The organism is Colwellia sp. PAMC 21821, from assembly GCF_002077175.1.
Classification (GTDB): Bacteria; Pseudomonadota; Gammaproteobacteria; order Enterobacterales; family Alteromonadaceae; genus Cognaticolwellia.
In genome coordinates, this window is the sequence record NZ_CP014943.1 from 876,056 (window position 1) to 897,019 (window position 20,964).

General features: G+C 39.8%; 18 protein-coding genes. 11 read left to right on the forward strand and 7 right to left on the reverse strand.

The features are described 5' to 3' along the window. From nuoF to A3Q33_RS03705, 7 genes are all read right to left on the reverse strand, one after another. Positions 1-1,407, reverse strand: coding sequence for an NADH-quinone oxidoreductase subunit NuoF (nuoF, locus tag A3Q33_RS03675; RefSeq protein ID WP_081178760.1), 1,407 nt, complete (start codon positions 1,405-1,407; stop codon positions 1-3). Next, positions 1,408-1,923, reverse strand: a complete 516-nt coding sequence (gene nuoE / locus A3Q33_RS03680; protein ID WP_081178761.1) for an NADH-quinone oxidoreductase subunit NuoE — start codon at positions 1,921-1,923, stop codon at positions 1,408-1,410. 52 nt (positions 1,924-1,975) lie between these two features. Beyond that, entirely contained in the window at positions 1,976-3,775 is a 1,800-nt protein-coding gene (gene nuoC, locus A3Q33_RS03685) for an NADH-quinone oxidoreductase subunit C/D (RefSeq protein ID WP_081178762.1), read from the reverse strand. Between the two features lie 97 nt (positions 3,776-3,872). Continuing rightward, positions 3,873-4,472, reverse strand: a complete 600-nt coding sequence (locus A3Q33_RS03690; RefSeq protein ID WP_502687239.1) for a NuoB/complex I 20 kDa subunit family protein — start codon at positions 4,470-4,472, stop codon at positions 3,873-3,875. Between the two features lie 38 nt (positions 4,473-4,510). Then, on the reverse strand, positions 4,511-4,999 hold the full coding sequence (ndhC, locus tag A3Q33_RS03695) for an NADH-quinone oxidoreductase subunit A (RefSeq protein ID WP_231295773.1): 489 nt from the start codon (positions 4,997-4,999) through the stop codon (positions 4,511-4,513). Between the two features lie 623 nt (positions 5,000-5,622). Further along, positions 5,623-8,013, reverse strand: coding sequence for an ATP-binding protein (locus A3Q33_RS03700; RefSeq protein WP_081178764.1), 2,391 nt, complete (start codon positions 8,011-8,013; stop codon positions 5,623-5,625). Positions 8,014-8,177: 164 nt separating this feature from the next. Next, the gene (locus A3Q33_RS03705; protein WP_155866691.1) at positions 8,178-8,663 is read right to left on the reverse strand and encodes a zinc ribbon-containing protein; all 486 of its coding nucleotides are present in this window, start codon (positions 8,661-8,663) and stop codon (positions 8,178-8,180) included. Positions 8,664-8,967: 304 nt separating this feature from the next. On the opposite strand from A3Q33_RS03705, the gene leuS reads away from it, so the two are divergent. The 11 genes from leuS (at position 8,968) to ybeD (ending at position 20,954) form a co-directional block, all read left to right on the forward strand. Beyond that, a complete protein-coding gene (gene leuS / locus A3Q33_RS03710; protein WP_081178766.1) occupies positions 8,968-11,559 on the forward strand; it encodes a leucine--tRNA ligase in 2,592 nt (863 codons plus the stop codon). Positions 11,560-11,693: 134 nt separating this feature from the next. Continuing rightward, positions 11,694-12,200 carry an LPS-assembly lipoprotein LptE gene (locus A3Q33_RS03715; protein WP_081178767.1) on the forward strand — a complete coding sequence of 169 codons (507 nt, stop codon included), beginning with the start codon at positions 11,694-11,696 and terminating at the stop codon, positions 12,198-12,200. A gap of 9 nt (positions 12,201-12,209) precedes the next feature. Further along, complete coding sequence (holA, locus tag A3Q33_RS03720) at positions 12,210-13,253, forward strand: DNA polymerase III subunit delta (protein WP_081178768.1); 1,044 nt, start codon at positions 12,210-12,212, stop codon at positions 13,251-13,253. Continuing rightward, entirely contained in the window at positions 13,240-13,899 is a 660-nt protein-coding gene (nadD, locus tag A3Q33_RS03725) for a nicotinate-nucleotide adenylyltransferase (RefSeq protein WP_081178769.1), read from the forward strand. The genes holA and nadD overlap by 14 nt, the downstream gene beginning before the upstream one ends. Positions 13,900-14,078: 179 nt before the next feature. Beyond that, positions 14,079-14,396, forward strand: a complete 318-nt coding sequence (gene rsfS, locus A3Q33_RS03730) for a ribosome silencing factor (protein WP_081182269.1) — start codon at positions 14,079-14,081, stop codon at positions 14,394-14,396. A gap of 11 nt (positions 14,397-14,407) precedes the next feature. Continuing rightward, positions 14,408-14,878, forward strand: a complete 471-nt coding sequence (rlmH, locus tag A3Q33_RS03735; RefSeq protein WP_081178770.1) for a 23S rRNA (pseudouridine(1915)-N(3))-methyltransferase RlmH — start codon at positions 14,408-14,410, stop codon at positions 14,876-14,878. A gap of 3 nt (positions 14,879-14,881) precedes the next feature. After that, positions 14,882-16,861 carry a penicillin-binding protein 2 gene (gene mrdA, locus A3Q33_RS03740; RefSeq protein WP_081178771.1) on the forward strand — a complete coding sequence of 660 codons (1,980 nt, stop codon included), beginning with the start codon at positions 14,882-14,884 and terminating at the stop codon, positions 16,859-16,861. Then, positions 16,861-17,976 carry a rod shape-determining protein RodA gene (gene rodA / locus A3Q33_RS03745; RefSeq protein WP_081178772.1) on the forward strand — a complete coding sequence of 372 codons (1,116 nt, stop codon included), beginning with the start codon at positions 16,861-16,863 and terminating at the stop codon, positions 17,974-17,976. Before mrdA ends, rodA begins: the two co-directional genes overlap by 1 nt. Positions 17,977-18,028: 52 nt before the next feature. Further along, on the forward strand, positions 18,029-18,943 hold the full coding sequence (locus tag A3Q33_RS03750) for a septal ring lytic transglycosylase RlpA family protein (RefSeq protein WP_081178773.1): 915 nt from the start codon (positions 18,029-18,031) through the stop codon (positions 18,941-18,943). 227 nt (positions 18,944-19,170) lie between these two features. Next, positions 19,171-20,358 (forward strand): serine hydrolase, encoded by a 1,188-nt coding sequence (locus tag A3Q33_RS03755; RefSeq protein WP_081178774.1) that lies wholly within the window; start codon positions 19,171-19,173, stop codon positions 20,356-20,358. A 332-nt stretch (positions 20,359-20,690) separates the two neighbouring features. Further along, positions 20,691-20,954, forward strand: coding sequence for a DUF493 family protein YbeD (gene ybeD / locus A3Q33_RS03760; protein ID WP_081178775.1), 264 nt, complete (start codon positions 20,691-20,693; stop codon positions 20,952-20,954). Positions 20,955-20,964 lie beyond the last annotated feature (10 nt).

A 20,964-nucleotide genomic window follows, 5' to 3' on the forward strand; every position in this document is an offset into this window, starting at 1 on the left:
TTATTGCCCTGCCTTTGGTGATGTAGGAGAGAGTGTTGACTGGGTTGCGTGAATATTTGACACTTGGGCTTGCGATACTTTAGTACGCTTTGGCGTCATTGACGGATTATAATGACAACAACCGTGCTCAATATGCTGTAAGAAGTCGTCATGAAAATATTTTAAAGCGCTACGTAATGGCTCAACAGCGCCAGGAGCTAAAGCGCAATGGGTTTTGCCTATCCACATAAAGTCACACAGTTTAGCTAAGGTGTCTAAATCTTGTATTTTGCCTTGGCCTTGTTCGATACGGTTGAGCACTTCAACCGCCCAAGGTGTGCCATCTCGACACGGCGTACACCAACCGCAAGATTCTTGAGCAAAAAAGCGCATCAAATTTAACACCATAGCAACTGGACAGTTCTTATCGTCCAACACAATCAATCCACCGGTACCTAAACGACTACCTACTTTGGCAATTGAGTCAAAATCCATAGGTGTATCAAGATGTTCTTCAACGAGAAAATCTGTAGATGCACCACCGGGCAGTAAGCCTCTAAATTGCAGGCCATCTTGCATACCACCAGCGTAGTCGTATAGCACCTCACGCAAAGTCGGCCCCATAGGTAACTCCCACAAACCAGGAGTTTTTACTCGCCCACAAGCACCGTAAATTTTACTTCCGGCGTCACTGTTGGGCGAAATAGCCTGAAACCACTCAATGCCATTTTTTAATATATGCGGTAAATTACATAAGGTCTCAACATTATTCACTATGGTCGGTTTGCCAAATAAACCACTGACTTGCGGAAAAGGTGGCTTTGCTCTAGGCGTTGCACGTTTGCCTTCGAGTGCATTTATCAAGGCCGTTTCTTCACCACATATATAGCGTCCCGCACTGCAATGGACATATAAATCCATTGCATATGAGCTACCTTGAATTTTTTCACCTAACCAATTATTTTGGTACGCTTCATCAATTGCTTGCTGTAGGCGCTTGGCCGCTAAATGATATTCACCGCGCAGAAAAATATAAGCTTTGTTCGCCCCTATGGTGTAAGCCGCAATAATCATAGCTTCAACTAATTGATGCGGCACACCTTCAAGTAATAAACGGTCTTTAAATGTACCTGGCTCCATTTCATCGGCGTTGGCGACTAGGTATTTATTATCTGGCGCATTTTCATCGCCGTCCTCAAACATCGGCACAAAACTCCATTTCATGCCGGTTGGAAAGCCAGCACCTCCGCGCCCTTTTAAGCCTGAATTTTTAACAATCTCTAATACGTCATTGGGTGAATGTTCTAGCGCTACTTTTGCCCCTTGGTAACCGCCCACTTGGCAATAATCGTCAAATGACAACGGCTGTTGTAAATTTACCCATTGGGTTAACGGCTTGTGATTAATGTTAGATGTCGACTCAGGCATTTACTTCTCCCTTACCGCAAGTTGTTGCAGAATATCAACCGCGCTTTCAGGACTTAAATACTGGTAATGCTCGGTGCCAATCATCATAGCCGGTGCTTTGTCACAACTGCCTAAACATGCATTAGACAGTAGCGTGAACTTACCGTCTGCTGTGGTTTGGCCGTATTCTATGTTTAAATGTTGTTTAATCGCCGTAAGAACTGAGTCTAGGCCTGTTAAATGACAAGCAATGCTGTCGCACAAATGGATAACATATTCGCCGACAGGTTGGCGGTAAATTAAATTATAAAAAGTCGCTACGCCTTCTAGCTGGGCAATGGGAATAGCTAACAAGTCACTAATAGCAAAAAGGCTTTCATCACTGATCCAGCCACGATGTTCTTGCACTACTTTAAGTGCCTCAATACCTGCGGCTTCACGTGTTTCCATGATACTGGCTTCATGCTCAATAGCAGCAATTTCAGGTGCTGTTAAATAATGTTGATAATCAATTGTCGTCGTGTCGATTGTTTCCATCACTATCTCTTTATTTGCTATAACTCGTTGTTATAAATCGTTGTTATAATTTTTATCGATCTACATCTGCCATCACATAATCAACGCTGCCCAATGTCGCGATAAGATCCGCCACCATTTGCCCTTTACTAATTAATGGCAACATTTGTAAATGGGGAAAGCTAGGAGTACGAATGCGGGTGCGATAACTCATGGTGCCGCCGTCACTGAACAAGTGATAAGCCATAATACCTTTCGTGGCTTCTACGCTTATCGACACTTCACCGGCGGGGATCACAGGCCCCCATGAAACATTAAGAAAATGCGGAATTAAGGTATCAATATCACGCATGGTTCTATCTTTTAACGGTGGCGTGGTTTGCGGATGTTCCGCTTTATAAGGGCCTTGTGGCATATTATTAAGGCATTGCTCAATAATGCGAATACTCTGGCGCATTTCTTCTACGCGAACACGGCAACGATCATAGCAATCACCGTTCTGGCCAAGGGGCACTTCAAAATCAAATTGATCATAGCCTCCATAAGGTCGTTGTTTCCGCAAGTCCCATGAAAAGCCTGTCGCTCGTAAACCTGGGCCAGTAACGCCCCAGTCAATAGCTTCTTGCGTTGAATACGCACCAATACCGACCGTACGTTGTTTTAAAATTGAGTTTTGCATGACCATTTTTTCATATTCATCAAGACGCTTAGGCAAGTAATTAACGTAGTCACGCACCAAGCCTTCCCAACCTTTTGGTAAATCTTGTGCAACGCCGCCAATGCGGAACCAACTCGGGTGCATGCGAGCGCCAGTAAAGGCTTCAATAATGCCAAAAAGCTTTTCACGGTCGATAAACATATAAAAGATAGGTGAAAGCGCGCCAAGATCTTGCGCGAATGTACCGTAAAACAATAAGTGACTAAGAATACGGAACATTTCAGCGGTCATAATACGAATAACTTTCGCCCGATCCGGTACGGTAATGCCGGCGAGTTTTTCAACTGCCATCACGTAAGGAAAGTTATTCATTACGCCGCCAAGGTAATCAATACGGTCAGTATAAGGAATATAACTATGCCAAGATTGTCGCTCGCCCATTTTCTCAGCGCCGCGATGGTGATAACCAATATCAGGCACACAATCGATAATTTCTTCGCCTTCCATTTGTAAAACAATACGAAAAGCGCCATGAACACTAGGGTGATTAGGCCCAAGGTTTAAGAACATAAAGTCGCTGTCTTTACTTTGTCGTTTCATCCCCCAAGCTTCGGGGTTAAATTGCAGTGCAGCTTGTTCCTTATCTTGTTGATAAGGTGGCAACGTAAAGGGATCCATTTCGGTCGCACGCGCAGGATGAGTTTTCAGTAACGGATGCCCTTCCCAGGTTTGCGGCATTAAAATACGAGTTAAATGCGGATGATTTAGAAAAACAATACCAAACATATCCCACACTTCTCGTTCGTACCAATTGGCATTTGGCCAAAAACCACAGACACTTTCTAAGGTTTTATCTCTCGGATTAAGGGCAACTTTAATACGAATGTCTTGGTTACGTTGATAAGAGCGTAAATGGTAGCTAACGGTAAAGGCTTGAGATAATAATGATGTGTGCTCTCGCTCACTTTCATCGATAGCGGTAATATCAAAACACATATCAAAGGGCTGAGCTAATGCTTGTTTTAACACTTGCATCAGCTTAATTAACTGATTTTTTTCTAACCAATAAGAAGGAATATCGTCAACAATATTTTCAACAGCGCTGACCGGCTGTAATTTCAGCTTAGGCGAAATGGCAAGAATTTCATCAAGCAAAGGAACAGCTTGCAGCATCTGCCAATCAGTACTCGCTTTCATATTTACTTGTGTTGCCATTAACTTCCCTTCACGCTAGCCGTTTTTATTATTAGTTTGTTTACTACGTTTTCACTTTATTAAAATTTTGTTTATTAAAGCCAATAACTGAGCCCATTTAAATATGATCTGGCGAATCTAAATTAGTCACCTGTATGCGCTCTTCGTGTTTAATATCTCGTAATGACGGTTTACCAATTTCACTCACCTGCTGCTCCCCAACCGCCCAACTTAACGGTCGTGGCTGGTGTTCAATTTTAGTTTGCAGCAATAATAAGGCTTCGAGTAACGCTTCTGGACGTGGTGGACAACCGGGAACATATACATCAACGGGGATAAATTTATCTACCCCTTGAACAACGCTATAAATATCGTACATACCGCCGGAATTAGCACATGACCCCATAGAGATAATCCAACGGGGTTCTAATAATTGTTCGTAAAGATGTTGAATCACCGGCGCCATTTTGCGAAAACAAGTCCCTGAAATCACCATCAAATCGGCTTGTCTTGGCGTTGCACGTATAACCTCTGCGCCAAAGCGGGCAATGTCATGGCGCGAAGTAAAGCTTGTTGCCATTTCGACATAACAACAACTTAAGCCAAAATTAAACGGCCATATGGAATTTTTACGTCCCCAATTCACCATGTCATCAAGCTTAGCAAAAAGCACACTGCGCTTTAGTTCTGCTTCAGAAACGCCCTTCATCTCACCCATGGCATCATCTAATTTTGCTTTTGTTAGCGACCATTCCATTATTGCTGTCCCTTAGTCTTATCAAAAAGAGTTTGTTCAAAAATGCTTTGTTTAACAGGTTGCTTTTCAGCTTTTTGCAAGCGCTGAAGTTGCGTTACTCTAAAAGGTTGATGGCGACGTGTTAACTCTAATGCGCCAATACGAATCAAATAAATTAAAGCCGCAAGGAGTACCGTAATGAAAATACTAGCTTCGATAAATCCTGGCCAACCAACTTCGTCAAAAGCAATAACCCAAGCAAAAAGATAAATAGTTTCTAGGTCAAAAATGACAAAGAAAATGGCATATAAAAAGAAGTGATTAGTAAAACGAGTTTTATTGTCAGAGACAGAGATAATGCCAGATTCATAAGGCGTGTCTTTCGCCCGCTGTTTTCCTTTGGGGCCAAGAAAATGTGACAGCAGCATCATAACAATGAGCATACCAGCCAAGATAATAAAGTAAGCCGCGATCGGCCATACTTGAGTTATTTGATCGGATGTGTCCACAAAGCCTCCACTGATAACTTAATGTTTGCTTGTGCCAAATATTAATGGCCACAAATCATTAAACTAAAACCGACAGACAGCAAACTTATCGATACATGCTTAATACGCAATACTCAGCCATTCATTTGCACTTTGGCATAACATAAAGCGATTAAAATAAAGTTAACATGCATTAGCTATATTGGATTTCAGTGTTACTAAAATTCATCGCAAAGTAACCACTAAGTAGATGGGACAGACAAAAGAGTCTGCTAGGTAGGTTAAATTCCTGACCTTATAGGGAGCTCATTATTACCAAGGGTAGTATTTGCTCACTGCATTTACTTATTATTGTTATTTCGCTTTCGCTAACTTTCTCTCTTCATTAATCCTACTGAGATAGCACCTATAACTTTATAATTTACACAATATTTGCATAGTCGACTTTTGCGAATGTACTTTGCAAAAGATCACAATGAAAAATATCGTTGATAATTTGAGTATAGAAAAGAATTCAAGTAATGCTTGTTTTTTAAGCGAATATTAGCATTTAAAAATTATAGATAGTGTGAAAAGCAATAAACACGGCGCTTGCCGTGTTTATTGTTAGAGGTAAAATTTTATAAACTGGCCATTATCAGTGATTATTCTTCAACGCCATTTAGTAAGTCAGAAAATGCAGACAATTTATCAAGCACTATACCGTGTATTGATTTTCTTGGATAACGACCCGTTCTCGTCATTGCTCCAGCAGGTTGCGCCATCAAAATTTCAATCGCCTGATCAATATTATCCACCGCATAAATGGCAAATTTCCCATCAGCTACGGCCTGAATAACCTCAGGTGCCAACATTAAGTTAATGGTATTAGTCTTAGGAATAATAACCCCTTGCTCGCCGGTTAAACCTTTATCTTTACAGAGACGATAAAAGCCTTCAATTTTTTCATTAACGCCACCAATTGATTGCACTTCTCCATGCTGATTCATCGACCCCGTTATCGCTAGGCCCTGGTTTATCGGTAAATGAGCAATAGCAGAAATTAATGCGCAAAGCTCAGCCATAGAAGCACTATCACCATCGATATGGCCATAAGACTGTTCAATGGCAATATTGGCCGAAATAGTCACCGGAAATTTTTGACCATATTTATGGCCCAAATAACCGGTTAAAATCAACACCCCTTTCGAGTGAATAGATTTACCTAAATCAACTTCACGTTCAATATCTGTTACCCCTTGGCTACCGGCATATACCGTCGCGGTTATGCGCGCGGGTGTACCAAAAACGCTATCACCAATCTCTAATACTGTTAGACCATTGATTTTACCGATTTGTCCGCCTTCAGTATCAATTAATAACTGACGCTCTTTAATTTCCTCTAGCCATGCTTCACTCATGCGACCGGTTCGACGTTGTTTGGCTGCTAGCGCCATCGTCACATGTTTACCACACAAGCCATTTGTACCAGCAGATAGCTTCCACAAATAGAATGCCTCATCTAATAAGTCATTAACTTGCACAATATTAGCCGATATTTTGTGTTGATGCTCGGCACGCCTAAGCGCATATTTAACCAGTTCTAATACGGCTTCGTCGGTTACTTCAGGGTAATGATTACGATGGGCTCGTTGGCGGATTAAATTCGCGTAATCATTTAAATTGCTCTGATTTTTCTCTAGATGACGATCAAAGTCCGCCAAAACACGAAATAGCTCGGTAAATTCTTGATCATAATCTTGTAAGGTGTAATAAATTTCAGGATCACCCAACAAAATTACTTTAACGTTTAACGGTATTTTTTCAGGCTGTAGACTAAATGCGCCTGGCTGTGCATATTCTAAATGCGGATTTTCAATGGTTATTTGCTGCGACTTTAGCGCTAATTTCAGTCGCGCCCAAACTAAAGGCTGAGTCAGCAACTTATCCGCTTCGAGTAATATGTAGCCGCCATTAGCTTTATGCAAAGCACCCGGTCGAATTAAACGGTAACTGGTGTAACTGCCACCTTGAAAACTACCAAAATCAACATGACCAAACAAGTTTTGAAAGGTCGGGTTTTGTTCATAAATAACCGGCGCACCTTCATCCGCTTTGCGGGTGACCAGTAAATTAGGTAAAAAGCGTTCAACCATCAATTTACGCATATCTTTGTCATTAGGTGCCTCGTTACTTTCATCTACCAGTAACTCTAATACAGCATCTACGACATGAGCTTTCACTTTTGCTAAATATTTTTGAACGCCAATATTACTGGCGAATTCCGTCTCAAGCTCTTTTAAAAACGGTTGAATACTTTGTGCCGCGGTTTCGTGCTTTAACTTACGTAATTTATCGGAAGCAATGCGTTTCCATTGCGGCAATTCAATTAACTTTTCAGACAATAAATCTTCTAACTTGGCCAATAAAATATAAAAGTCAGCACGTTTGGGCTCTTTTAGTTCAGCAAACTCTTTATCATTAAGTGGCTTACCTTCAACTAATGGTGAAAAGCCAATTTCACCATTTTCTTCGAACAATACCACATCTTCTTTTAATGCCGCTGCTTCAACTTCGGTAATGGCTTGATCATATTTTTTATTAAAGTCGCGATCGAGCGCAGCTTTTTGTCTTTGGTAACCGGGGTTATCGAAAATTTCTGGAAACAAATCCATCAACTCATCAATAAAGGTATTCATACGAGTAAGTAACTGCTTACCATCACCTGGGCTAACATATAGATTATGTGGCGAATTTGGGTCATCAAAATTGTTGATATAGCACCATTCATCAGGTGTTGGTTCTTTACTCGCTGTTGCGGCTAGCATTTGTTTAATAAGGGTTTGACGTCCCGTACCATGCTCACCCATAGCGTAAACATTAAAACCTGGTGCATCCATCGACAACCCGAAAGTTAACGCTTCTTTAGCTCTTTCATGGCCAATAAATACTTGTTCTATTTCTGCTGTTGGTGTGGCATTGGCAAATTGTTTAACCGTTAAATCTGCGGTTAATTGACTAGGCTTAAGGCGTGCATTGGTTGACACATTTGTCATAGAAGATCTCTTGGGGGTACGATTTACATATCAACGGAAATAATACTAAACGGCTAATTTAAGAGTCCGTTTAGTATAGATACTGCTTCATTAAATACAGTGTACAGCGACACGGCTATGAACAGCAAAATAATATTAAAAAACCCGTAAAAAAAAGTTAGTTTTTACGGAGTTAGACTTAAGCGATTAAAGTCTTTGCCACCGCAGTTAATACAATCTGTCACAACATTAGCATGGCTATAAGTAACACAGTGTAAGCAGGTCTGACATTGTAATTGCCCAAACCCTACATAATCACCAACATGGTAGCCATCTTTATGTTGAAAGTCATCCATAAGCTCCGACCATTCTACTTGTGATTTATCGGTAATTTTAGCCAAGTTTTCCCAGAGGCTTTCATGCAGTATTTCTAAATAGACTGAGTGCTTAATATCGGCTTGATATTGCTGATAGAAATCACTGAGATCATATTGTAGATTGGCTATAAATTGTTTAACTTTCTGTTCTGGAATTTGCTCTGCAGCAATAACAATAGCTTTCGCTTGTTCCAGAAAACCGGCTATTGACCGAACTTCATTTTCTTTGGTGTCTTCAAGCCATGTTTGTAACTTTTGATACACCTCTTTAACAGAAGATTGTTCTTTTTTCATAACGCCTCCGTAATATAAAGCCCAGCTTTTAGTATAATAATTAAGGTGATAAAAGCCACCATTAACTGTTTTAGTATAGGGTAAAAAACAATGACAAAAGTGGCTTTTGTCGACTAACTCGTCTTTATCTTGAAAAATCTGCCGCATTAACCTGCTTTAACTTGTCGCAGCGGCTAGAGATAAGGTATCCTATCGGGATAATTTTTATCGCTAAAACCTAATCTTAAAATATCAAATTTTATTACTATAAATTTGCCAATAAAGCAGGTTGAAGCTCCTATTTAAGCGTGCTTGAGAAATCTTAATGGAATCCATTTACAATCCCCAATCAATTGAAGCCGATGTTCAGAAATTTTGGACTGATAACAACACCTTCAAAGCTGAAGAGTTACCAGGAAAAGAAAAGTTTTATTGCTTGGCGATGTTTCCATATCCAAGTGGCCGACTCCATATGGGCCATGTACGTAACTACAGCTTAGGTGATGTAATTTCTCGTTACCAACGCATGCAAGGCAAAAACGTTATGCAACCTATGGGTTGGGACGCTTTTGGATTGCCTGCTGAAAACGCCGCGATTAAAAACAACTCTGCGCCGGCTAAATGGACTTATGAAAACATTGATTACATGCGTAACCAATTAAAGTCATTAGGCTTTGGCTACGACTGGAGTCGTGAATTAGCGACTTGTAAAAAAGATTATTACCGTTGGGAACAATGGTTCTTTACTCAGCTTTATGAAAAAGGCTTAGTGTATAAGAAAAATGCCACGGTAAATTGGGATCCTGTTGATCAAACCGTATTAGCTAACGAGCAAGTTATCGATGGTCGTGGTTGGCGCTCAGGTGCGTTAGTTGAACGCAAAGAAATTCCACAGTGGTTTATTAAAATTACTGACTATGCTGAAGAATTAATTAACGATTTAGACCAATTAACTGATTGGCCTGAGCAAGTTAAAACCATGCAACGTAACTGGATTGGTCGTTCTGAAGGCGTAGAAATGACTTTCCAAGTGGCTGACTCTGCAGAAAGCTTCGATATTTATACTACCCGTCCTGATACCTTGATGGGTGTGACTTATGTTGCATTAGCCGCTCAACATCCATTAGCGTTAGCTGCAGCAGAAAATAATGTAGAACTCGCCGAATTTATTCAAAGCTGTAAAACCAATAAATCTACTGAAGCCGATATGGCAACAATGGAGAAAAAAGGCGTTGATACCGGCTTAAAAGCACTTCATCCTATTAGCGGTGAAATTGTACCGGTTTGGGCCGCAAACTTTGTCCTAATGGATTATGGCTCAGGCGCGGTTATGTCAGTACCAGGTCACGACCAACGTGATTGGGAATTCGCAACTAAGTACGGTTTAGAAATTAAACAAGTTATCGCGGGTACTGAAAACGATGACGTGACTAAAGCCGCCGTTACTGAAAAAAATGTTTTAATCAATTCAGGTGAATTTGACGGTTTAAGTTTTGAAGATGGTTTTAAAGCTATTTCTGATAAGTTGATCAGTGAAAACAAAGGTAAAGTAACGGTAAATTACCGCTTACGTGACTGGGGTGTTTCCCGTCAACGTTATTGGGGTACGCCAATCCCAATGATGCATTTAGCCAATGGTGAATCTGTGCCAGTGCCAGCCGATCAATTACCGGTTGAGCTACCTGAAGATGTCATCATGAACGGTGTAACGTCACCGATTAAAGATAATCCTGAATGGGCAAAAACCACATTCAACGGCGAAGAAGCATTCCGAGAAACTGATACCTTTGATACTTTTATGGAATCATCATGGTATTACGCACGTTACTGTTCGCCAAACGATGATACGCAAATGTTAGATCCAGCCAAAGCCAATTACTGGCTGCCGGTTGATCAATACATTGGTGGAATTGAGCATGCAATTTTACATTTACTTTATGCACGTTTTTTCCATAAGTTATTGCGTGATGCTGGCTTAGTTACATCAGACGAACCATTTAAAAAATTACTATGTCAAGGCATGGTATTAGCCGATACATACTACCGTGAAGCTGATAATGGTGGACAAGATTGGATAGCACCAACCGATGTTGAAGTTGAACGCGATGAAAAAGGCCAAGTAACGACTGCTGTCAGTAAATTAGATGGCAAACCGGTTATTTCTGCTGGCATGAGCAAAATGTCAAAATCGAAAAACAACGGCATTGACCCTCAAGAAGTAATTAATTTATATGGCGCCGATACTGTGCGCCTATTTATCATGTTTACCTCTCCACCTGAGCAAACATTAGAATGGTCAGATACCGGTGTAGAAGGTGCTCATCGCTTCTTAAAGCGCGTTTGGAAACTTACCTATGACTTTACTCAAGCAGCAGATGTGTCACAAGCAGCGCCAAGTATTGAGGGATTAACACTTAATCCAGCTCAAAAGTTACTGCGCCGTGAATTACATAAAACCATCGCTAAAGTCAGCGATGATATTGGCCGTCGCAACACCTTTAACACCGCTATTGCCGCGATTATGGAGTTAATGAACCATTTAGGCAAAGCCAGTATTGCAAGCATTGAAGACCGTGTAGTCATGCATGAAGCTATTCGCGCTGTGGTATTAATGCTAACCCCTATCGTGCCACATTTAAGTCATCATTTATGGAGCATGATTGGTGATGGTAACCCGGTTGAGAATACAGCATGGCCAGTAGTTGACGACAGTGCTTTAGTTGAAGATGAGAAGCTAATTATTGTGCAAGTTAACGGTAAATTACGCGCTAAAATTACCGTTTCTGCTGATGCTACCAAAGAAGCGGTTGAAGAAATCGGTTTTAACGATGAGAATGTCAGTAAGTTTATTGACGGAAAAACCGTACGTAAAGTCATTTATGTACCGGGTAAGTTGTTAAATATTGTTGCTAATTAATTTCTGCAATGACTTTTGCGTAAATTTTTAGTCATCATTTATAGATTAACAACATCGCAGTAACTTAACAGTGCCTACTAAACCTATTAGCTAGGCACTGATTAAATTTTTATCCATTAAAAAGTGAACACTTTATGAAGCAATTGGTCATTGGTCGAGTAAGCAAACTGCTATCATTTAGCCTAGTATTAATCATGTTAACGGGTTGTGGTTTTCAACTGCGCGGTAATTATTTATTAGCGCCTGAATTACAAACCATTGCTTTTAGCTCGGTTGACCAATATGGCGAACTTACGCGCTTAGTTAAACAGCATTTAACGATTAATGATGTTAATTTAGTGCAAAAAAGTGATGATAAAATTCCACAAATGCGCATGCTACAAGACAACTTAGACAGAAGAACACTGTCAGTTTTTCCGAATGGTCAAGTAGCAGAATACGAACTTATTTATACCGTTCGCTATCAAATTTTAATTCCTGGGCAAGATATACAAAACTTCCGCTTTGAGCTTAACCGTGATTATCAAGATGATCCTGATATTGCATTAGCAAAAAGTCGCGAGTTATCGTTAATGCTACGAGAAATGCGTAAAGAAGCCGCCAATAAAATCTTGCGTGATATGGCTAGTATTCAGCTATAGGTAAATTACATGCGCATATATCATAATCAACTCGACAACACACTCAACCAAGGCTTTAAGCCAATATGGTTAGTATTTGGTGATGAGTTATGGCAAAAAAATGACGCATTAGAAAAAATAAAACTGCACGCAAAAAAGCAAGGCTTTGACGAAATAATTCGATTTAGCATCGACGATAAATTTGATTGGGACGAGCTGTTTCAAGAATATCAATCAATGAGCTTATTTTCGTCATTACGTATTATCGAAATAGAGTTTACCTCGGGTAAAATTGGCGATAATGGCGCAAAAGGTGTTGCCCAATTACTCACGTTATTACATCAAGATATCCAACTAATATTTCATGGCCAAAAGCTAGACGCGGCAACGCAAAAGCGTAAATGGTTTAAATCGTTAGAAGCAGCTGGTTGCTTTGTCCCTTTATACGATATGGAGACTAAACAATTAAAACAATGGCTGAATAATCAAGCTCGACAGTTACAATTAACATTGCAACCCGACGTGATTAATTTAATGGCGGAATTATTTGAAGGTAATTTACCGGCACTCGCTCAAGAATTGCAAAAGCTGTCTATTTTGTTTTCACAGCAACCGGTGAGTATAGAGGACGCTGAACAACTTTTCATTAAACAAGCAAAATTCAACGCTTTTCAACTCATTGATACTTTATTGATCGGCGATCTAAAAAAATGCTTAACTATGCTAGATCAAATGCAACATGACGGCAGTGCGCTTGGTCAATTAGTTTGGGTGGTCCATAAAGAAATTAGCCAGCTTTATGCCATGTTGGAGCAAATAGAGCAAGGCAGCAGTATTAACGACATTTTTAAGCAGTATCGTATTTGGGATAAGAAAAAACCTTTATATCAGCATGCTTTAAAGCACATAACCTTAAGGCATGCTGAACAAGCTTTAGCACGGCTAGCGCAAGTTGATTTACTCAGTAAAACCAGCAGTGATTTTAACGCATTCACTTTACTGAGTGATGTTTTCATTAGCTTATTTCACGATACCATCAGTCAGAATTTCAGTTTAGATTATGAGTACAACTAAGCAAACTGCGCCAACGCTTATCGCATTACTTGGCGGTACTTTCGACCCGATTCATCAGGGTCATATTTTACCCGCTCAAGAAACGGCAAAATGGTTAGGTACGAAGCAATTACATTTAATTCCCGCGCATATTCCGCCCCATAAAAACAGTACCCATGCCAATGCAAAACAGCGTGCTAACATGGTGTCTTTAGTCTGCGAAAACAGTAATATATTCACTCTAGACAATCGAGAGCTTAACCGTAAAAGCCCTTCCTATACTGTCGATACTTTGCATGAAATAAAAGCTGAACAACCAAGCGCAGACTTATTTTTTATTATGGGTATGGACTCGCTGCTATCATTTACAACTTGGCATTGTTGGCAAGAAATTCTTAGCTTGTGTAACTTGGTGGTTAATATTCGCCCTGGTTATCCGCATTCAGCGCTGGAAGCGTCACTTGCACCAGAATTAAAATCCCGCCTTATTTATGATTTGGCAAAATTACAGTATAAAAAAACAGGGCAAATCATTCTTCATGAAAGTACACCTGTTGATATTTCGTCTACCGAAATTAGAGCCAAAATAAAAGCTAATTTACATTATTGCCAATACCTGCCCAAACCGGTGTTTGACTATATAGAACAGCAAGGACTCTATAAGTAACAACATACTTTAGCCAGTAACCTCCCATGAATGCCCTATTTTTGGCTAGTTTTAATCACCAGTCAGTGAAATAAATCAATTGTTGTGTAAAAAACCTGCGATTGACGACATTAGATGGTTAACTGACAAACAAAATAATGTTATTATCGCCGATTATTGTTAATTATAGAGATCCCACTTTGCAAAGTTCAGACCTAATTACTTTTGTTACCGAAAAAATCGAAGATATGAAAGGCCGCGATATCGTCACATTAGAGGTATCTAAAAAATCGAGTTTCACTGACTACATGTTAGTTTGCTCTGGTAACTCAAAACGTCACGTTATTTCTATTGCCCAATCACTAACTATTGAATGCCGCGCTGCAGGTATTGAAGCGTTAGGCGTTGAAGGTAATGATATTGGTGAATGGTCTTTAGTTGATTTAGGTGATGTGGTTGTTCACGTGATGACTGATGAAATTCGCGATCGTTACCAACTAGAACAACTTTGGGAATAATCTAAACAACAATGCGCATTACCTTATATGCCGTTGGTAATAAAATGCCAGCTTGGGTTAGCCAAGGATTTAGCGAATATTGCCGTAGATTTCCCCGTGACATGAGTTTCCACCTAGTGGAAATTTCCCCGGGGAAACGTGGTAAAAATGCCGATATTGCTCGCATTCTAGAAAAAGAAGGTGAGCAAATGTTAGCCGCTATTCCAAAAGGTAATCGCATTGTTACGTTAGAGGTAGAAGGCAAGCCTTGGACTACACCTCAACTTGCTAAACAACTTGATCGTTGGCATGTTGATAGTCGAGACGTTGCTCTGCTTGTTGGTGGTCCTGAAGGTTTAGCGCCCGCTTGTATTGAAGCGTCTGAACAAAAGTGGTCATTATCTCCGCTGACATTACCACATCCAATGGTTAGAATTGTCGTTGCTGAAAGCCTTTATCGTGCTTGGTCAATCAACAATAATCACCCATACCATCGAGAATAAATAATGGCCCCCAAAAAACGCGTTGCCATTAGAAATCATAGCGCTGAAGCCAATTTATTTGCACGCCGTACTTTCATCACCTTTATTGCCGTCATCATAATTGCCTTGATGTTGTTTAGTAATATTTATGATCTCGAAGTTAATTCATATCAGAAATACCAGACACGCTCAAACTCCAATCGTATTAAACTTTTACCAGTCGCGCCCAATAGAGGCTTAATCTACGATCGAAATGGTGTTTTATTGGCTGACAACACGCCAGTTTACAGTTTAGAAGTGATCCCTGAACAAGTGACTGATATTGAAAATAGCCTAGCTGAGGTTAGCCAACTATTAGATATAAGCCAAGAAAAACAAGACGAATTACTCAAAGCAGTAAAAAGTAAACGTCGTTTTAAGCCAATTGAGCTTTACTCTCGTTTAAGCGAACAACAAATTTCTTTATTTTCGGTCAATCAACATAAGTTTCCCGGTTTTTTTATCGATGCACGTTTAAAACGTTATTACCCTTTTGCAGATTTAACCACTCATTCGCTTGGCTACGTCGCACGTATTAACGGCCGAGATTCTCTCGCGCTTGAAAAGCAAGGCTTAGCTGAAAACTACGCCGCTACCCGCAATATTGGTAAGTTAGGCTTAGAAAAATATTATCAAGATATTTTACACGGCACTATTGGTCACCAAGAAGTTGAAATAAATAACTTAGGTCGGATCATACGTACTTTAGATTTTACGCCGCCGATCCCAGGAAAAGACCTAACCTTAACCATGGATATTGAGCTGCAAATGATCGCAAAACGAGCCCTTTCGGGTAAGCGTGGTGCCGTTGTTGCTATTGACCCAAGAGACGGTGGCGTTCTCGCCATGTATTCTAACCCGAGTTTTGATGGCAACCTGTTTGTTCATGGTATTAGCAGTAAAAAGTACAAAAAACTTTTAGCTCCTGAAAGTAATAAACCTCTACTAAACCGAGCAGTACAAGGCTATCCTCCGGCCTCAACCATTAAACCTTTATTAGCATTAACTGGTTTAGATGCTGGAGTCATCACGCCAGAAACAGAAATTTATGATCCCGGTTTTTATCAACTTCCCGGCATAGAAACCAAGCGTCGCGACTGGAAAAAGTGGGGCCATGGTAAAGTCGACTTGAATAAGTCCTTGGAACAATCTTGTAATGTTTATTACTACGACTTAGCCTACAAACTTGGCATTACCCGCATTAGTCAAATGATGATGAAATTTGGCTTTGGTGAATATACTGGCATAGATTTACATGAAGAAAGCCGGGCAATTATGCCCAGTATCGAATGGAAAAGAGCCCGTTATAATAAAGGTTGGTATACCGGTGAAACCTTATCTGTGGGTATTGGCCAAAGTTACTGGTCAGTCACCCCCTTACAGTTATCACAAGCCATATCCATCTTGGTCAACAAGGGTGAAATTAAAGTACCGCACTTATTAAAATCCACCAGTGAAGTGTTAGCACACAACGAAGATACCAGTGTGCAACAGGCGCTTATTACTGAATATATTGTTGATCAGAAACCGCCAATTATTTTAAAGAATAAAAAAAGTTGGGATGTTGTTTTAGACGGTTTACATAATACCGTGCAAAAATTCGGTGCTACCGGTTATAACGCATTTAAAGGCACTAAATATGACGCGGCGGGTAAAACTGGCTCAGCACAAACCGCTAATATTGAGCAAGGTGAAGAATACGACGCCAGCAAAGTTAAAGAAAGCAAACGTGACAATGCCATGTTTATTGCTTTCGCACCATATGAAAACCCCGAAATAGTTGTAGCTGTTGCCATTGAAAATGTCGCTGAAGGCGGTGGTGGTGCAAATGCCGCACCAGTAGCGCGCCAGATTATGGATCAGTATTTTGGGGATCGTGAAATTGTCAGCAAAAACCCACGGCAACATCCAAATCATGACAATGTTTATCAACAAAACATTATAAATAAAGCAGGTGAGCCTTAGTGCGCAGTACCGGACATGACCAACAAAGGCAGCGAACCTTATGGCAGCGCTTACATATTGATTTACCTCTTTTAATAGGTATTCTGGCCTTAATGACCCTAGGGTTATTTGTTGTTTATAGTGCAGGAGGACAAGAATCTGCTGTACTTATACGCCATGCAAAACGTGTTGGGTTAGCACTTTTTGTTATGTTTATTGTCGCGCAAATCCCACCCTTGTCGTATCGAAAATGGGCGGTGCCTGTATTCATTGTTGGCTTAATGTTATTAACTGCCGTTTTGCTTTTTGGCCATGTTGGCAAAGGCGCTCAACGTTGGTTAGATCTTGGCGTAACTAAATTTCAACCCTCTGAAATTATGAAACTTGTTATGCCAATAATGATCGCTTGGTATGTCAGCCAATACGATTTACCGATTAGAATTTCTAAAATAATTATCGCTTTTATTTTAGTGTTAATACCCACTTTATTAATTGCTAGACAACCTGATTTGGGTACCTCTTTACTTATCGCAAGTTCTGGTATTTTTGTTATTTTTCTTGCTGGTGCTAGTTGGAGGCTTATCGGAACCTGTGTCGGATTAGCGTCAGCTTTTGCCCCGGTTTTGTGGATGTTTTTGATGAAGCCTTATCAAAAACAGCGGGTACTTACATTTTTAGATCCTGAACAAGATCCACTCGGTTCTGGCTATCATATTATTCAATCTAAAATTGCTATCGGTTCAGGCGGCATACACGGTAAAGGCTGGTTGCAAGGTACCCAATCGCAACTAGAGTTTTTACCTGAGCGCCATACAGATTTTATATTCGCCGTATTTAGTGAAGAATTTGGCTTAATTGGTGTGGGTTTATTATTAACCGTATATTTAGCAATAGTTATGCGCGGCTTATGGATTGCCGTTAATGCTCAACATGCGTTTACCAAACTATTAGCCGGTAGTTTAACGCTAACATTTTTTGTTTATATTTTTGTGAATATCGGCATGGTATCCGGTTTATTGCCGGTAGTTGGCGTCCCGCTACCTTTAGTTAGCTATGGTGGCACATCAATGGTGACATTAATGGCAGGTTTTGGCATGCTAATGGCAATAAGTACGCATAGACGGTTTAATATCTAATAAAAATTTGCGAATAAACAAATTGTAAAATAAAAGGGTCAACTGGTATTTCATGACGAAACTAAATATACCCCAACATTTCTATCTCTGGTTACTATTGATAATGGTTTCGGCCTGTAGTACCAACCATGGCCGCTACCAACAAAAGCATGACAGTACACCAACGCGCATACCAAACGCCAGTGAACTACATAATGCAACACCGCGAGCTGAAGAGCATAGCCGAGGTGGCAACAAGCACTACCAAGTATTTGGCAAGCATTATCAAGTATTAAACACTGCAGAAAACTTTAGCCAAACCGGCACAGCCTCATGGTATGGCCGAAAATTTCATGGCCATTTAACCTCTAACGGTGAAATTTACGATATGTACGCCATGAGCGCCGCCCATAAAAATTTGCCCTTACCTACCTATTTGAAAGTCGTTAACAATAGTAATGGTAAATCCGTTATTGTTAGGGTCAATGATCGAGGTCCATTTCATCAGAGCCGCATTATCGATTTGTCTTATAGTGCAGCCTATAAACTTGATATGCTAAGAACAGGCACCGCTAACGTAACTATTTCTGCCATTAATGACTTTTCTACTGCTGGTTTAGCACAACTTGAAGACAATACTCCGCGCTTCAACGATACTGCAGCACAAATAACAACTTTACCAACATCAGCTGTTTCAACTGTTACTCAAGTAATAGCAACAGATAAAACCATACCTAAAATACCGACATTATTAGTATCATCACCTGTAAAATCACAGTACATACAGGTATTTGCTAGCCAAAGTCATGCGCAAGCAACTAAACTTGCCAAGACATTAGCTAAGCAATATCAAAAAAATGCACAAATAGAAGAAAAAAATGGAATTTTTCGTGTGCTTGTTGGTCCGATAGAAAGTAATGATGAACTAAAGCGATTATTATTAATGATTAAAGACAATGGTCACCCTAAAGCTTTTATTCGTAAGTAAAATTTAAACTTTATAAAACCCTGTTTTTTTCTCTGTTCGCGGTTATGTTTTAGCCATTATTTTTAGCGATTAAATAATTTCACCGCTCATTTAAACGTACAAATATGCAGCTAAATTCATCAATAGTAACAAATTGATGCTGGTGCTCATTAGAATTCAAAATGAATAATGTTATACTCCATAAAATATTTATAATTTCCATTAATCGATAGTGCTGTAGGACAATTATGCCCCAACTCAAAGTTACTCAAGTGTCTAAAAAATCAATAAAGTTATTAACTTTTTTAGGCTCTGTATTATTAAGCGTTTGCTCTCTTTCTCATGCTCAAACTATTATCCCATCAGCGCCAGAAGTAAATGCTAAAGGTCACATTTTAATTGATTACGCCACAGGTAAGGTTATCGCTGAAAGTAATGCCGATATATTACTAGCACCAGCAAGTTTAACCAAAATGATGACCAGCTACATCATAGGTAAAGAATTGGTTAGTGGTAACATCAAAAATGATGATCCGGTGAGAATTAGCGAAAAAGCTTGGGCGAAAAACTTCCCTGAGTCATCAAAAATGTTTATTGAAGTTGGCACAGAGGTACCGGTAAGTTTACTAAACCAAGGTATTATCGTTGCATCAGGAAATGACGCTTGTGTCGCTATGGCAGAGCATATTGCCGGTAGTGAAGGCGCATTTGCCCAATTAATGAATGCTCACGCTGAACAATTAGGCATGCACAGCAGCTTTTTTGAAAATAGCCATGGTTTAGACAGTAAAGAACACAAAACTACAGCTCGCGATATGGCGACATTGGCTATTGCCCTTATTCGCGATGTGCCAGAAGAATATAAACTGTATAGCCAAAAATCTTTTACTTATAACAATATTAAACAATATAACCGCAATAGCTTATTGTGGGATAAAAGCATGAATGTTGACGGGTTAAAAACCGGCCACACATCTCAAGCGGGTTATAGTTTAGTAACTTCGGCCACTAAAGGCGACATGCGTTTAGTCAGTGTGGTTATGGGCACAGACAGCGAGCGCGCACGTAAAGTAGAGAGCAAAAAATTACTTAACTACGGTTTCCGCTTTTTTGAAACTTACACACCGTATAAAGCCGGTGAGAAATTTGTCAGTGACCGTGTTTGGATGGGCGATCGCAAAGAAGTTGATTTAGGTATTATGGTTAATACACCGATCACTATACCGCGAGGTCAACGTAAAAATTTACAAGCTAATTTTGAGTTAGACAAACAATTAACAGCACCACTGAAAAAGGGCGAAGTTGTTGGTAAGTTATTTTTACAACTTGACGGTGAAGATATTGCCCAATACCCACTGGTGACACTGCAAGAAGTTAATGAAGGTAGCATGTTCAATAAATTAATGGACTATGTAAAACTGCAGTTTGTTAATTAATCCTGCTCAATGTTTGCATGATTAGGCTATTATTTTCTGTCAAAAACTCAGCCTAGGCTGAGTTTTTATGTTTTAGCTGCGGCTCAGTAAAAATATAATCACCACTATCCATTGATTTTAGATAAAATCTCCCTCACTTATACTCAATAAAGATAAGCAAATTAGCGGCTATTGGTCACATTCGTAACAAATAGTGTTAAAATATCGCCAATTTACATATGCAAACAAATAAATTACCACTTAATGGCTTGGTTTATTAAACATTTATCTAATATCCCAGACATTTTAAAACACCTATCATAGCGTTGTTTTACCGATTTAAGAGAAAAGAAATGAATACTAAGTTTGATGAATTACTAGATTTCCCCACCGTACTTAACTTTAAAATTATGGGTATTGCGTGTGACGAATTGCCAGATCTTGTTGTCGGTGAATTACAAAAGCACACGCCAGGTGATTATGCACCAAAAATCAAACAAAGCTCAAAAGGTAATTACCACTCAATTGCAGTGGCTGTTACCGTGACAAGTAAAGAGCACATAGAAACAATATATAAAACCTTGAACGCTATTGAACAAGTGCGCTACGTACTTTAATGCTATTCGG